This window comes from Ruegeria sp. CDSA241, assembly GCF_059611265.1.
Genome location: NZ_JBXWPF010000009.1, coordinates 140,286 through 155,793, shown reverse-complemented (window position 1 = coordinate 155,793; position 15,508 = coordinate 140,286). Strand labels below are relative to the sequence as shown.

At 55.9% G+C, this 15,508-nt stretch carries 14 protein-coding genes; 7 read left to right on the top strand and 7 right to left on the bottom strand.

From position 1 onward, the window contains the following. The first annotated feature begins 3 nt into the window (after positions 1-3). From sthA to AC2FJV_RS10425, 3 genes are all read left to right on the top strand, one after another. Positions 4-1,452 (top strand): Si-specific NAD(P)(+) transhydrogenase, encoded by a 1,449-nt coding sequence (gene sthA / locus AC2FJV_RS10435; RefSeq protein WP_496713645.1) that lies wholly within the window; start codon positions 4-6, stop codon positions 1,450-1,452. Next, entirely contained in the window at positions 1,449-1,904 is a 456-nt protein-coding gene (locus AC2FJV_RS10430; RefSeq protein WP_496713643.1) for a YaiI/YqxD family protein, read from the top strand. The genes sthA and AC2FJV_RS10430 overlap by 4 nt, the downstream gene beginning before the upstream one ends. A gap of 142 nt (positions 1,905-2,046) precedes the next feature. After that, positions 2,047-2,667: an HAD-IA family hydrolase gene (locus AC2FJV_RS10425; protein ID WP_496713641.1), complete on the top strand. Its 621-nt coding sequence runs from the start codon at positions 2,047-2,049 to the stop codon at positions 2,665-2,667. A 1-nt stretch (position 2,668) separates the two neighbouring features. On the opposite strand, the gene AC2FJV_RS10420 is transcribed toward AC2FJV_RS10425, so the two are convergent. Next, the gene (locus AC2FJV_RS10420; protein ID WP_496713639.1) at positions 2,669-3,907 is read right to left on the bottom strand and encodes an MFS transporter; all 1,239 of its coding nucleotides are present in this window, start codon (positions 3,905-3,907) and stop codon (positions 2,669-2,671) included. 146 nt (positions 3,908-4,053) lie between these two features. Between AC2FJV_RS10420 and zapE the strand changes: the two genes are divergently transcribed. Next, complete coding sequence (zapE, locus tag AC2FJV_RS10415; protein ID WP_496689322.1) at positions 4,054-5,112, top strand: cell division protein ZapE; 1,059 nt, start codon at positions 4,054-4,056, stop codon at positions 5,110-5,112. Between the two features lie 59 nt (positions 5,113-5,171). Here the strand turns inward: zapE and AC2FJV_RS10410 are convergent, their stop codons facing one another. From AC2FJV_RS10410 to AC2FJV_RS10395, 4 genes are read right to left on the bottom strand one after another with little or no spacing between them, the layout of a single operon-like run. After that, complete coding sequence (locus tag AC2FJV_RS10410) at positions 5,172-6,446, bottom strand: bifunctional folylpolyglutamate synthase/dihydrofolate synthase (protein ID WP_496689320.1); 1,275 nt, start codon at positions 6,444-6,446, stop codon at positions 5,172-5,174. After that, positions 6,443-7,360: an acetyl-CoA carboxylase, carboxyltransferase subunit beta gene (gene accD, locus AC2FJV_RS10405; RefSeq protein WP_496689318.1), complete on the bottom strand. Its 918-nt coding sequence runs from the start codon at positions 7,358-7,360 to the stop codon at positions 6,443-6,445. Before accD ends, AC2FJV_RS10410 begins: the two co-directional genes overlap by 4 nt. A 59-nt stretch (positions 7,361-7,419) precedes the next feature. Next, entirely contained in the window at positions 7,420-8,316 is an 897-nt protein-coding gene (locus AC2FJV_RS10400; RefSeq protein WP_496693760.1) for a CPBP family intramembrane glutamic endopeptidase, read from the bottom strand. Next, complete coding sequence (locus tag AC2FJV_RS10395) at positions 8,309-11,407, bottom strand: ABC transporter transmembrane domain-containing protein (protein ID WP_496713637.1); 3,099 nt, start codon at positions 11,405-11,407, stop codon at positions 8,309-8,311. The genes AC2FJV_RS10400 and AC2FJV_RS10395 overlap by 8 nt, the downstream gene beginning before the upstream one ends. 246 nt (positions 11,408-11,653) lie before the next feature. On the opposite strand from AC2FJV_RS10395, the gene AC2FJV_RS10390 reads away from it, so the two are divergent. Next, entirely contained in the window at positions 11,654-12,415 is a 762-nt protein-coding gene (locus AC2FJV_RS10390; protein WP_496713635.1) for a DUF6478 family protein, read from the top strand. A gap of 10 nt (positions 12,416-12,425) precedes the next feature. Continuing rightward, a complete protein-coding gene (locus AC2FJV_RS10385) occupies positions 12,426-12,773 on the top strand; it encodes a hypothetical protein (RefSeq protein ID WP_496689313.1) in 348 nt (115 codons plus the stop codon). Positions 12,774-12,847: 74 nt separating this feature from the next. Here AC2FJV_RS10385 and AC2FJV_RS10380 read toward each other — a convergent pair whose 3' ends face one another. Next, on the bottom strand, positions 12,848-13,546 hold the full coding sequence (locus AC2FJV_RS10380) for a helix-turn-helix transcriptional regulator (protein WP_496689311.1): 699 nt from the start codon (positions 13,544-13,546) through the stop codon (positions 12,848-12,850). A gap of 133 nt (positions 13,547-13,679) precedes the next feature. Here AC2FJV_RS10380 and AC2FJV_RS10375 point away from each other — a divergent pair, with 133 nt between their 5' ends. Next, complete coding sequence (locus AC2FJV_RS10375) at positions 13,680-14,036, top strand: VOC family protein (protein WP_142636355.1); 357 nt, start codon at positions 13,680-13,682, stop codon at positions 14,034-14,036. Positions 14,037-14,161: 125 nt separating this feature from the next. Here AC2FJV_RS10375 and AC2FJV_RS10370 read toward each other — a convergent pair whose 3' ends face one another. After that, positions 14,162-15,502 (bottom strand): S41 family peptidase, encoded by a 1,341-nt coding sequence (locus tag AC2FJV_RS10370; protein ID WP_142636359.1) that lies wholly within the window; start codon positions 15,500-15,502, stop codon positions 14,162-14,164. Positions 15,503-15,508 lie beyond the last annotated feature (6 nt).

Below are 15,508 nucleotides of genomic sequence, written 5' to 3'. Positions count from 1 at the left end.
GGCATGAGCAAATACGACTATGACCTGATCATTGTCGGGTCCGGCCCTTCCGGTCGTTCGGCGGCGATTCAGGCAGGCAAGTTGAAACGCCGGGTGCTGGTTATCGACCGCAAGGATCGGTTGGGTGGGGTCTCGGTCCATACCGGGACCATCCCGTCAAAAACCCTCCGCGAGACAGTGCTGAACCTGTCTGGCTGGCGCGAGCGCAGCTTTTACGGGCGCTCGTACCGGGTAAAGGATCAGATCCGGGCCGAAGACCTCAAGGCTCGGCTGCACATGACGCTGGACCATGAGGTCGATGTGCTGGAACATCAGTTCAATCGGAACCACGTGGAAACCTTAAATGGTCTGGCAAGATTTGTCGGTCCCCACGAGATTGAGGTTGCAACCGACGCAGGCGAAACCACACGTCTGTCCGCCGCAAAGTTCCTGATTGCCACCGGAACCAAGACCTATCGTCCCGATTATGTGCCCTTCAACGGGAAGACCATCGTCGATGGCGATGATTTTCTGGAGATGGCCGAGATACCGCGCTCGCTATGCGTGATCGGGGCCGGTGTAATCGGTGTTGAATATGCCACGATGTTTTCCGCGCTTGATGTACGTGTCACCCTGATTGAACCCCGCGAGACGTTTCTGGATTTCATCGACAGCCGGCTGATCCACGACTTTACCCACCAAATCCGCGAAAACGGCGTGGATTTGCGGCTGGGCTCTACCGTTGAAAAGATCGAAGATGGAGGTAGCCACGTAGAAGTGACGCTCGAGAATGGACGGCATGTCCGGGCCGAGATGTTGCTGTTTGCCGCCGGGCGGATGGGCGCGACCTCGGCCTTGAATCTGGATGCTGTCGGGCTGACAACCGATCACCGCAACCGGATTGAGGTCGATCGCAAGACCTATCAGACAGCGGTACCGCATATCTATGCGACCGGAGATGTAATCGGACATCCCTCGCTGGCATCAACCTCGCTGCAGCAGGGGCGCGTGGCGGCATGTCACGCGTTGGAGACCCCGACCCTGCCGGAAAGCCCCTGGTACCCTTACGGCATCTATTCGGTGCCCGAGATATCCACCTGCGGCATGTCCGAAGAGGAACTACAGGAGCGCGATATCCCTTACGAGGTTGGCGTCGCGCGATTCCGCGAAACTTCTCGCGGGCATATCATGGGGTTGGAACATGGCATGTTGAAGATGCTGTTTTCGCTGAAAACCCGCCGGGTTCTTGGTGTGCAGATCGTAGGCGAAGGCGCGACTGAGCTGATCCATATCGCACAGGCTGTATTGAACCTGAAAGGCACAGTGGATTATTTCGTTCAAAACACATTCAACTACCCGACCTTGGCCGAGGCCTATAAGATCGCTGGTCTGGATGCGTTCAATCGGATGCCCATCCCCGAGGAATTCAAGGTCAAGAAGAAGCCTGCCGAGAAACAGGCAAAGAAAGCGTGACAACCCTGTACATAGACGCAGATGCCTGTCCAGTGAAGGCCGAGGCCGAGCGTGTAGCGACCCGACATAAGATTCCGATGGCTCTGGTTTCGAACGGGGGTCTGAGACCTTCGGCCAATCCTCTGGTACAGGTTGTGATCGTGTCCGCAGGTGCGGATGAGGCCGATAAATGGATCGCAGAGCGTTGTGGTACAGGGGACGTGGTTGTGACCTCAGACATTCCTTTAGCCGCGAAATGTGTTGAAGCAGGTGCGCGTGTATTACGTCACAACGGCGAGGCCTTTACCGCCGCCAATATTGGTCAGCAACTGGCGATGCGCGACCTGATGGCAGACCTGCGTTCGGCAAACCCTCTGGGCGCAGGGGGCGGTGGCAAGCCTTTTGGCAAGGCCGATAGGTCCCGGTTTTTGGATGCGTTGGAACGGGAATTGCGGGCGGCACTAATGGCGTGACCCTCCCGCCCGTCACAGACGCATCAGAGATGCGTCCCCTCCGGTTGGGCCGGGCAGCGCTGCGCGCTGCAGTTCCTGTCTTGAAAAGCGCAGCAAGGATTGATTCAGTCAGCCCTAGCAGAGATTCTAAGAAGGATTATTCATGCCAATAGAAGCGGTGGTTTTCGACATCGGGAATGTCCTGATAGAATGGCAGCCAGAACAGTACTACGATGCGGTTATTGGTGAAGACCGTCGCCGGGCCATGTTTGCCGAGGTTGACCTGCATGGAATGAATGATCTGGTTGATCAGGGGCATCACTTCACGGACACCATCTATGGCTGGGCTGAAAAATATCCCCAATGGCGGGATGAAATCCGGATGTGGCACGACAAATGGATCGAATTGGCCACGCCCGAAATTCCCCACTCGGTACGACTGCAACGTGCGCTGCGCGCCAAAGGCATCTCGGTCTTTGCGCTCACAAATTTCGGGGTGCAGAATTTTGAGTATGCAACCACGGTCTATCCATTCCTCAACGAGTTCGACCGGCTGTATGTTTCAGGTCGCATGCAGACCGTGAAACCGCATGTCCCGATTTACGAGAAGGTAGAGGTCGATTGTGGTCTGGCGCCTGAGGCGTTGTTGTTCACCGACGACCGGATCGACAATATCGAAACGGCGCAGGCGCGAGGCTGGCAAACGCATCATTTTGAGGGCCCGCAAGGATGGGCAGACCGGTTGGTGGCAGAGGGGCTTTTGACCCGCGAAGAGGCCCGCTAGATCAGGCTGCGACGGAGAGCGGCCGGTTCTCGCGGATGGGAAGGTGAACGATGGCGCTGAAGGCGCCGATGGCCACGCCGACCCACCAGACAAAGGTGTAATCTCCGTACTGGTCATACATGCGGCCGCCTAGCCAGACGCCAAGAAAACTGCCGACCTGATGGCTGAAGAAGATGATGCCGTAAAGCGTACCCATGTAGCGCAACCCGTACAAATGTGCGACAAGCCCCGAGGTCAGTGGAACCGTTGCCAGCCAGAGCGAACCCATGACCAATGAGAATACAACAACCGTGATTGGCGTGATTGGCAGGATTATGAAAGCCGCCGCTGTAAGCGTGCGGGCGGCATAAATAGAGGCCAGAAGGTATTTCTTGGGAAAGTGCATTCCGGCCCACCCCGCCAGCAATGTCCCTCCGATATTGGCCAACCCGATCAATGAAATCGACACAGCCCCTAATGCGGAAGTTGTCGTTATACCAATGGAATGCAGTATTCCACCCGGCTGAATCGGGCCGCACATTTCGGTAACGAAAGCGGGAAAATGCGCTGTGATAAAGCCAAGCTGATAACCACAGCTGAAAAATCCCAGGAAAATCAGGGTATAAGACGGGTCCCGGAAGGCCTTACCCAGAATCTGGCCCATGTTCTCTTCGATTTCGGCTTTGGTTGCGGCTTGGGGCGCGCGCATGAAGGGCAGAGTCAAGACCAGTGCCAGGATGGCAACAGCAAACACGATGAAAACCTGTTGCCAGGGCATAAAAGACAAAAGCCATTCCGCCGTTGGAGCACCCAAAACCTGGCCAAAGCTTCCTGCCGCTGTCACGACGGCCAGAGACATAGAGCGGTTATGATCAGAGGACGCCCGTCCAACTACGGCAAGCACGACACCAAACCCCGTGCCGGCAATCCCAAAGCCCACAAGCCAGGCGTACATCTGATGCTCGAACGGGGTAACGGACCACGCCGACAACACCATGCCCGCTGCATAGGTCAATGCCCCGAGCACAATCGCACGGCGATCCCCCACCTTCTCGGCGATGGCGGCAAAAATGGGTTGCCCAATTCCCCAAGCGAGATTCTGGATCGCAATCGCCATCGAAAAATCGGTGCGCAGCCAGCCGAATTCAGTCGCAATGGGGATCTGGAATACGCCAAAGGATGCCCGCACTGCAAAACTGACTGCGATAGTGATGCAGCCGACGATCAAGATCGGGTTTAGCAGGCGCGCGTGTTGGGGCATTGAATCCTCGGGATGGCAGAGCCGCGACGGTACGCAAATTTGTACCGTGGTCAATTCAGGAGTTTTGACGCCGCGGATAAGCAAAATTGATGCATCTTCCAAATGCCTTCTTTTCAACGCCCTGAGGTGAAGGTATCCCTCGGGATATGTCAGATTTGATATCGATTTACGAGGCACGCATCGCCGATGGCACTTTGACGCGGGACGATGCGCAAGAGGCTGTCCTTCCGCATTTCGAACGCATTCGCGCGGCCTTGGCTACCCCGGTCAAGCGTGGTTTCTTTCGCAAGGCACCCCCGCCGCCCCAGGGACTTTATCTTTGGGGCGGAGTTGGTCGTGGCAAGTCGATGTTGATGGATATGTTTGTCGACGCGCTTGGCGACATCCCTGCCCGTCGCGTCCATTTTCATGCTTTCATGCAGGAAATCCACGCGGGGATGCACAAAGCTCGTAAGGACGGAGTTGAGGATGCGCTTGCACCGGTCGCGGACTCGGTTGTCAAATCCGTAAAACTGCTGGCATTTGACGAGATGCAGATCACCGATATCACCGATGCGATGATCGTCGGGCGGTTGTTTGATCTTTTGCATGCTGGCGGGGTCGTGGTCATCACCACATCCAACCGGCACCCGGACGAATTGTACAAGAACGGCTTGAACCGCCAGCTCTTTTTGCCATTCATCGCGCATATCAAGGAACAGCTTCAGATATGGGAGCTGGTCTCGCCCACTGATTACCGACAGAACCGTCTTGAAGGTGCGCCAGTCTATTTCACGCCGATCGGCCCCGAGGCTCGACAGAATATCCGATCCGTCTGGAACGATCTCGCGGGCGGTGCGGCGGAACCGCTGGTGTTGCAGGTAAATGGCCGTGCTGTCGAATTGCCGGCCTTTCGGAACGGGATAGCCCGAGCAAGCTTCTATGATCTGTGCGGACGGATGCTGGGCCCTGCAGATTATCTGGCCGTTGCCGAGGCGGTCAAAGTCCTGGTTCTGGAGGACATCCCGCGCCTGTCCCGGAATAATTTCAATGAGGCCAAGCGCTTTGTGACGTTGATTGACGCCTTGTATGAGGCGCGGGTTCGCCTGATCTGTTCGGCGGCCGCAGAGCCCGAGATGTTGTATGTCGAGGGTGAAGGGACGTTCGAGTTCGAACGCACTGCCTCGCGACTGCGCGAGATGCAGGCCGAGGATTGGGGGGCATAGGGGCGCTGCCCCGTCACGTTTTGCGCGCCTCCCCCAAGGTATTTCAGCCAGGTGAAGACTTATCCGTTTTCGCGTAGGATGTTGCCCGCCAAATAGAGTGATCCGCAAATCAGGATACGGGCCTGAGGGTCTTGGTCTGTGATTTTCTGCAGGGCCGCGGATACACTCTCTGCTGTGTCGGCTTTCAAGCCAACCTGGTCAGCAGCCTGCGCCGTATCTTCAGCGCTAAGCGTTGCGGCCTCACCCGGTATCGACACTGCGGTCAGGCTTTGAGCCTGCGTGGCAAGCGGTGCAAGATAGCCTGTAACATCTTTGGTGTTGAGCATTCCGCAGATCAAATGTGTCGGAGATTGCGGTAATTTTCTCAGCACTTCAGCAAGCGCAATTCCCGCGGCGGCATTGTGCCCACCATCCAGCCACAGCTCGGCCTGTGCGGCCTGTTCAACAAGCGGGCCGGATTTCAGACGCTGCATCCGTGCTGGCCACTCGGCCTTGGTAACGGCGGCCTCATAGGCCTGATCACCAAGTTCAAGATGGCGCAATACCGCTATTGCCGCACCCGCATTCTGAATTTGATGTGCGCCAAGCAGGTTGGGCAGCGGCAGATCCCGCAGCCCGATTTCGTCCTGATACACAAGACGTCCGTTTTCCTCGGTCACATGCCAATGCTGACCGTGTACCAGCAATGGGGCGCCCAGACGGGCCGCTGTATATTCGATGACCTCAAGCGCTTCGTCCTGCTGTGGGCCGACGATACAAGGGACGCCCGGCTTGATGATCCCGGCTTTTTCGGCAGCGATCTTGCCCAACGTGTCGCCTAGAAACTGTTCATGGTCGATGGAAACCGGCGTGATAACCGTCACGGCGGGTTCGTGCACCACGTTTGTTGCATCCAGGCGCCCGCCAAGGCCGACCTCAAGCAAGGTATAATCAGCCTGTTTGCGGGCAAAGGCCAGCAGGGCCGCACAGGTCGTAATCTCGAAATAGGTGATGTTCTCACCACCATTGGCGGCATAGCACTCATCAAGGACGTTTGTCAGTTCGGCTTCCGAAATCAACTCACCTGCCAGCCGAATACGCTCGTGAAACCGGGCAAGATGCGGAGAGGTATAGGCGTGAACCGTTTTCCCCGCCCCTTCCATACCGGCGCGGATCATAGCCTGCGTAGACCCCTTGCCATTTGTCCCTGCGATATGAACGACCGGAGGCAATTTGGTCTGAGGGCTTTCCAGTGCGGCAAGCAAACGCCACACCCGATCCAACGTCAGGTCAATGATCTTGGGATGCAGCGCCATCATCCGATCAAGGATGACGTCTGACGATGGCGAAGTCATTCCTGATCCGCGTCTTTCTCTGGGGCTTCGGGGGTGGGCGCGGGCAAATCACCTTTGACCGCAGGAGGCTGATTCATCAGCATGCGGGTAATCGTGATCAATTCGTCACGCATTTCGGTACGCTTCGTTACCCGGTCCAGCATTCCGTGGTCCAGCAGGTATTCTGCGCGCTGAAATCCTTCGGGCAGCTTTTCCCGAATGGTCTGTTCGATCACGCGCGGGCCTGCAAAGCAGATTAGCGCATTGGGTTCCGAGATATGGACGTCGCCCAGCATCGCATAAGAAGCGGTCACGCCTCCGGTGGTAGGATGGGTGAGTACAACGATATAGGGCAGTTTGGCCTCTTTCAGCATCTCAACCGCCACGGTGGTTCGCGGCATCTGCATCAAGCTCAAGATGCCTTCCTGCATTCGCGCGCCACCCGCTGCCGAGAACAGGATCAGCGGGCGTTTCAACTTCACTGCCTCTTGCGCGGCCGCAATGATGGCATTGCCGACATACATACCCATCGAGCCGCCCATGAACGAGAAATCCTGGGCCGCTGCCACGACCGGCGTACGTCCGATATCACCTTTGGCGACCAGCATCGCCTCTTGCTCGCCAGTTTTCTTCTGCGCTGCTTTCATCCGGTCGGGGTATCTCTTCTGGTCCCGGAACTGTAGCGGATCATCTTTGGGAGCGGGAACATCGACCTCGGTAAATATACCACCGTCAAACAGGTGCCCGAACCGGTCGCGCGGTGTGATCGCCATATGATGATCACATTGGGTGCAGACATTCTGGTTTTCCGCCAATTCGCGGTGGAACAGCATCGTGCCGCATTCGTCACACTTGTGCCAAAGGTTTTCGGGGACTTCCCGGCGTGAGAAGATCGAATTAATCCGGGGACGGACGTAGTTTGTGATCCAGTTCATGTCGGAACCTTGCTAGTACGGCGTTGACGTCACATAAGACGCTACGGAAAGAATTGCAATCAGCGCCTGAGCGCAAGGCGCGCGATAAACCAGCTGACAATCATCACGGCAAAATCCACATATAACCATTGCCGCAATGTCAGAGTATCGGTCATATCAAAGGGCAGTACAAATAAGGCAAGACCGCTGAGGGTGTCAGGTAGCGAGACAAACAAGAGCGCTATGACATTGTTGAAAAAATGCAGCGCTATGGCCGGGCCCAGGGTTCCCGCCCGCGCGGTCAAATCCGCAGCCAAAAGTCCAAACAGACCAGTCCACAGCACCAGCAACTCTGCATTGCCGCCCGCCGCATCGGGCGAATAGTGCCCCACCGCGAATAGAAGCGACGGTACCCCCATCCAGATGATCGGAGAACGAAATCGCGCCGCCAGGCTTTGCTGCATATATCCGCGGAAAAGCAGCTCCTCTGCACTGATTTGGACAAACACAGCCAATAGCGACAGAGGCAGGAATACCAGCCAAACCGAAAAGGACAGGTTTTGAACAAGCGGCGCGCCCAAAATGACGTGCGGCACGGTTACGATAACCACGCCAAGCACCATCAGGGCGCGCAGCACAAGCCAGAACTGTCTGGCCGCTTTGCCCCGAGTCCCTAAAATAGAACCCAGGGACCGCTTCTGAAACTGTCGCGCTGCGGTCCACACACCAAATGTGACAAACCCAAAGCTTGACAGCAGGATCACCATCGAGATCGGGGTCGAGCCGTTCATCAACCCGCTGGCCCATTCCTGCGGTCCGGCCACGGTTACGACTGCAAACAGGATCAGATTGAAGACGGTTGCAACGACCACGATTGTTGCCAGGCCGGCCAGCAGGCGCCACAGCTGTGGTTTGTCGCGTGCGTCGGCGACCAGTTGCTCATGCGGGGCGTAAGAGGGCGCGCGGATTTCAGACATTCTGGTGGGAACTTTCGGTCTGGTCCTCATCATCGAAGAACAAGGTCGATGCTTTGGTGGCGTTGATCTTTTCCGAAATGGTTGTCAGGTATCCGGCAACTGTTTCAAGCAACTGAACCGCAACGCTTGCATCGCTTTCGATCACCGCGCGCAGTTCCACTGCACCAATCCGCAGGAATGAACAGTTTTCGCCTGCCACAAGATCCAACTGTCTGGTCTCACCGGTGATAACAGACAGGTCACCGATCAGGCGCCCGGGTTCAATGACAGATATGGACCGAGTCGAACCGTCTTCTTCGTGCCACATAAGCTTCGCATGACCCGAAATGCACAGATAGGCCGCATCCGGCGCCTGCCCACGAGAGAAAATGACCTGACCAGCGGCAGCATCATACCACTGCGCCGAAAACGCCAGCAATCTCTGGTTGCGACCGTCGATATTGGCAAAAAGCGGAGTTGATGAGATAATCTTCAGCTTGCGGCTGAGGTCAGCGGTGGTGCCGGATTCTTGTTCGAGCTGCGTTTTCGAGACACCGTCAATGCGGCCATCCTTGATTTCAACAAACAGATCATAGGCCTCGGGATGGGCGAAACTGTCCTCCATGAAAATCATGATGGAATCGGGCAGCAGTTCGCGCAGTTTCAACCGGGTGCGTAAACGGCTCTCAGAGTCATGGCTGGCCAACGCTTTATCCAGGATTAGCAAATCCGGCCGTTTAATCCCGGCGCGCGAGAAGGCAATTCGTTCCTGAAAGACGGTTGTCAGATTGTTCCCACCCAGCCCTGCGGACAGATCATAGACGATGGCCGCTGCCTGTCTGCGCAGACCTGCGGCATTGATCACTTCGGCAACCACATCCTCTATCTCGTCAGCATGAGCTCCCGCCGTCACAGACACCCGCCCGAAAAGCGCATTTTCCATAACCGTCATACGCGCGATGTATGTGTCCGGTGTGACCGGTACAAATATCTCCTGCAGGCTTCCACGTAGCCTTTCGCCCTGTTCAGTGCGGATTTTCAGAATCTTCTGTTTGTATTCATCCGGGAAATCAGGGCCTATCTGTTCGGCGGTCAGCAGGAACGGAACAGTCAGAAGAAAGGCGTGTTCGCGCTGCGACAGCTCGTCCACTCCTTTTGCCTTGCGCTTGTCTTCGATCGCCAGCAGCCGGTGGAACATATCCTTGCTCAAGCCCAGGCGCAGGAACAGCGGATGGTCGGTTCCGTCCCGCCCAAAAGCATGGTTCAGCGTTTCTAGAACAGCGCTTGAGATACTCAGCGCGTCGTCATCAAGCTCATGTGTACGCAGCATCTGCATGAACCGATTATCGCCGGCCAGAATGTCCGGCGAGATTTCCTGCGACGGTGCTGCATAAAGAAGGTTGCCGCCCAAAGGCACAGTTGGGTTGAACCTGTCCGGATCGAACCGGTAGACAAAGCGGTCCAGATCTTTTTCCACCAACTTGTCATGGATGGGGCCACGGAGGTCGATGATATTTTGCACAAACTCGGGATGCTGATCCGGATTCAACTGGCTGCGCAGGGTGCGGCGGAACATGAATTCATCCGTTCCCATCGCCTCGACCAGCTTGAACCACCAATCCTGGATGTCGTCAGTGTTGTTGAGCCCGGCCAGACCGGGATCAATCCATTCATCTGACAGCGAATCCACCGAGTTCCCCGCTCGCGCGGCCTCGATCTGGCGGCGGCTAGGGGCCCTGGCGGCGTCGGCTTCATGCTGAGGGCGTGTTTTCAGGGGCATCATCAAGTTGTCCCCAATCGACCCATCAAACAGATATGGTCGAGAATAGGCATATCCGATCCGCGCCGCGATGACGGATTGGTGCAAGGATTGGATGTCATGCCCGGCAATCGTGACGTCGCCCTGAACCGGCAGCAATTCGCGGGTCAGCAGCTGAGCCAATGCCCCTCTTTCGGCCGCATTCGAGGATTTGATGGCCACGCGGGCCCCTTTGGGTATGACGAGGTCTATATCCTCGAGAACAGTTTTCCCATCGTTATCCCGAACGGTAATATTCTGCAGCTTGATCTCGCCAATCAGATGCGGAATGGAATCAGGCTCGCCCTCGAAAAGCTCTTCGGGCACCATGTTGTCGGGTGCGAAGCGTTCGGTCACGATTTCCCACCGCAACGACATGTCCTGAACCTGATTGTAATAGGTCAGCAGATCCTTCCAAGGTCCGCTAAGATCCTTATATGCTCCCAGGGCCGCCACCAGCGCGCCCACTGTTACCTCGCCCGTGATCGCCAGGTATCCGCCCACCGAATAAAACAGAAACGGGGTCATCTGAGTGATCAGATTGTTGAGAAACTTCATGAAGAACTTTTTGTTATAGATCTTGAATCGGATCTCGAACAAAGTTCCCAAACGATGGCTGAACTGGGCCAATCTGTGCCGCCAGCCTCCGTTGGTGCGCAGATCACTAATCCCGGCTGCGCTTTCGCCGATTTCTGAGCTCAAGCGCCTAACTTCCTGGATTCGGTCTTTGTTCAACAGGTTGATCTGGCGCTGCAATTTTGGAATCAACCAAGCCTGCAGCGGAATCAGCGCAATACTTGCAAGACCAAACCACACGCTTTGCATGAACAGAAACGTCACAATGGTCATCATCTGACCAAACTGGAATACAGGTTGTGCGATCGCATCTCCCATCAGGCCGCCCATCGGTTCAGCCTCGGACGTGATCATCGACACCAACTCGCCCTGACTGGTGGTGGCAAAATAGGATTTCGGGAACCGCAGAGTTCGGTGGATCAGCGTGTACCTCAGTCGGCGTAACATGCGTTCGGCCAACACACCTTTCATCGTGTTGATCCGCATTTTCATCAGACCGCTGGCGATGACCGTCGCCAGAAAGGCCAGACACAGAATCAACAAATACTGCACCTGCGTCACCGTAACTCCTAAGAAAGTTACCGAGCTGCCTGGTGCACCAATCGCATCGTTAATGATCTGCTTGGGCAGCTCCAATGATGCATAGAGGAAGGGAAAAGAAAACAATGTCAGCAGCAACAATACCAGTTGCTGTTTCTTGGAATGCTTCCAGATGAATGCGAATAGAGTGGGTTCCATGCCCCGTCTTTGCCTCGGAAATATTGCTATAGGGTTGTAACGGATGGTCCACTGCAATCAGGTGTCAGACGGTACGCACTGACCGGGTCGATTGCAAGAACGGCGCCCTCCGTAACAGGTCACAACTTTGCTGCCTAGCCAAAAGCGTGTTCACATTTGCGGTAATTTACCGACGCTATGATGCAAATCGGCTTTATCCTCGGGTGGATATCCGACAAAAGATGTGTGGAGCAATAGATTGGGATCATGGGCAAGCTACTGGATCGCTATATTCACCGCAAAGCACTTACGCGCTGGCAGCGGGACGCCCGGGCAGCGCCCGAAGCTGTGCTTTCTGAATTGCGGCTGCAGCGTGATGATGCACGTCGCTTGCGATCCGAGCTGGATGCGCTGATCCTTCAGGCCAACAGCCGCCTTACACGGCCTGTGGCGGGATCAACCCATTTCCCGAAACCGTTGGGCACCGACTGGAGCTGGAGGCCCGAGCTGTGGCGCTATCCTCAGCCCCGCCCCGGTGTCGCCTCGGCCCCGCGTAAGGCACGTATCAACGATGAGGCAACGCTGTTTCACGACTGTCCGCGCCAGGAAATCAGCACGCGCCAGATCAGGAACACGCGCAAGCATGATCTGTCACCGTTCAGCTTGGCGGTCGAGGTTTTTGGGTTCGAGGGATCATTTCTCTCTCTCTCTATCGAGCTTCCACAAGAGGCTGTGCAAGGGCTGACGCAGCAGCATCTGATCCGAGTCGATTGCCATATTGAGGCCGAACGCCCACAGGAATTGTTCGCGCGGCTCAATATTCGACACGGCCCAAACGCCGAACAGGTTCTGCGCAAAATTGATCCCACTGGTCCTTCAAACAGCGTGGATTTTGATCTTGCACATTTACCACTGAATGAACGCCGCATGGACAAAGTCTGGCTGGATATCATTCTGGATAATCCTCGGATGAACCGGATAGTGTTGCAGGACCTGACCGTCTGTCGTCACCATCGCGCCGATTTATGAGAACCCAGCCATGACCGATCTGATACTCACATCACTGGGCCTGGAAAATGGCACCTGGATGGGCCACCTGCAGGCTGATACGCAGCCCGAGATCAGCGTGTCCTACCGTGGTGACGCGCTGGATGAGGTTCACCTGTCACCAGCCGACACCGGATGGGAGCTTCGTGTACAGGTGCCTGATGTGGCCCTGTCTGACGGGGTCCATAGTTTTGTAATCTCAGATTCTGTTTCAGGGCTTAAACTGGGCGGGTTCTCGATCATTGCAGGAAACGCCGCCGCCGATGACCTGCGCGCCGAACTGGACCTGATGCGAGCAGAGCTTGATATGCTAAAACGAGTCTTTCGCCGGTCTCAGTAGGCGGTAGAAGGGCGGACGAAGTGCGTGCCTATAATTCAGGTGTCATTGTACGCTTACTGTTGGCCATGACCCGATCACATCGAAGAATCATCAATTACCAATGAGGGTTGAAATTTTTCTTTCGGCAGGAGCTTGAAGCGCGTTTCGCCCATTGAGGCCCCAAGCATCCGGTCGCACCGAAATGTCCTTGGTTCGTTTCTCAGACGGTCGATCGCAACGACGTACCAAATGGGATACTTCAACAAGAGATACTGAGGCTCAATTTGCCGGTTGGAAATAACACCGTCTTCTCTTTGATATTGCAGCTCCAAGACCTTTTGATCGACGAAAGCCTGATGAACCGCTTGCACAATCCTTTTTGGTGGGGCGCTCGCGCTGGCTTGAACATAAGTCGAAGCCGTGACGCCTATGAGAATACGGGACTTGAGCTGGTTCACCTTGTTGCGTTTCTCGGGTGAAAACGAGGCCACAAGCTGCCGCCTTACCGATGCCAAGTTCGCAAGCAACATTGGTGATTTCATCTGCTCTGCGACAGCGATGCTGATTAGCAGATCGACCGCCTCAGCGTATGTCAGGTTCATGCGACCAACGCCCCAGTTGCGGTCGAGGCGCACACCTCCTCCACGACCGCGATCAGCGTCTATCTGCATGCCTTGGTCCCGCATAAGCACAAGGTCGCGGGCTATCGTGCGCATGCTGACACCATGCTGTTGCGCCAAGTCTCTAACCGTACAATGGGCATCTTGCTTGAGTTGAACCGCAAGCAATTCCAATCGCCTCAGTCTGTTGTGTGTATTAGCCCGTGCCATGAATCAAATAAGACATAAAATGGCACATTAGTCGATATAGCTTGGGTCACTGAAACCAATGCCTGACGCAGGCCACTCACTTGCAGGAGCTAAATCGATGAAAATGAATTACTTTGTTGTCGGAACGAATGACATGGCAGCTGCAAGAACCTTCTACGACACACTGTTTTCGCAATCGGGTCTCCAAAGCATGTCGCCTTCAGAAAGAATGACTTACTGGCTTGGAAAGGATTTTGCCTTCGCCGTGGCCAAACCCTTCGACACGTTGCCGGCCACCAACGGTAATGGAACGATGGTTGGATTTTGCGTTGGTGGCGAAGCAGAAGTCAGAAGGCTGCACGCTTTAGCCACAGATCTCGGGGGTGATTGTGAGGGGGCCCCCAACCAACGCGGGCCAAAGTTCTCTGCATACGTTCGAGACCTGGATGGAAACAAGATGTGTTTTTCTGACTAGCTTTTCACAGAGCGGACGTTGGTTGGGAGACAACATAGGTGGCATCGGGCTCTAATCAGCCACCTTACCTCGATCGGCAGCGGCCCCATCAGGAAAAGGGCCGCCTGTCAGGCGGCCCGGTTTCTTTATTGCGATGGCCCGTCCGGGTTGAAGGCTGACAGCCCCTTGAGGATGTCGATGGCATAGGCCAGCTGGTAATCCTCTTCCCGCAATTCGGCGGTGGCTTCGGCCTTGGCCCTATCTTCTTCGATCTGGCGGATTTCATCCTCGCTCAGGCTGTCATTGTTCAGACTGCCACGCAGATCGGCCTCGGAACGGGTGTTCCCATTGGCCTCTTCTTCCTCGGTCTCCGGGGCTGGGCGGGGCTGTTCAACGATGATGTCGGGGCTGACACCAAGCGCCTGAATCGAACGGCCCGATGGCGTGTAATAACGCGACGTGGTCAAACGCATCGCACCATCGCTCCGCAGTGGCATAACGGTCTGGACCGAGCCCTTGCCGAAACTTTTGGTTCCCACAACGATTGCGCGGCGATGATCCTGCAGCGCGCCGGCTACAATCTCGGATGCCGAGGCGGACCCGCCATTGATCAGCACGACAATCGGCTTTCCTTCTGCCAGATCACCCACTGTTGCGTTGAAACGCTCACCATCGCTTGGATCGCGGCCACGGGTTGATACGATCTCACCCTCGTTTAGGAATGCGTCCGAAACCTTGATTGCCTGTGTCAGCAGACCACCGGGATTGTTGCGCAGGTCCAGAACGACACCATTCACCTTGTCGATCCCTCCGGCCTCTTCGATCTGCTCGGCCAGACCTTCCTGCAAGTTGGGATAGGTTTGGTCGTTAAAGGTGGTCACACGCAGAACCACACTGGTCCCTTCGGTGCGCGCGCGTACTGCCGTCAGTTTGATTGTGTCGCGGATGATAGGCACGTCAAAAGGTTCCTGTTCACCCTCGCGGACAACGGTGATCACGATTTCCGAGCCCACCGGCCCGCGCATCAGATCGACCGCTTTGTCCAGGGTCAGGCCCAGTATGCTTTCGCCATCGACATGGGTGATGAAATCTCCGGCTTCGATCCCGGCCTCATCCGCAGGCGTATCGTCGATCGGCGAGACAACTTTGACAAAGCCCTCTTCCTGCGTGACTTCGATACCCAGACCGCCAAACTCGCCACGGGTCTGGACCCGCATTTGTTCGGCATCATCCGGCGACAGATAGCTGGAATGCGGATCCAGCGAGGTCAGCATACCGTCAATGGCCGCCTCAATCAGGTCTTCGGGCTCAACCTCTTCGACATATTGCGCGCGGATGCGTTCGAAAATATCGCCAAACAGATCCAGCTGTTCATAGACACTGGCCTTGTTTTCGGCTTCTTGGGCAAGCAACGGACCGGCGATCTGCGTCGTTACAATCAGGCCTGCTATAGTTCCAGCCAAACCGGCCATCACAAATTTCTTCATACTCGT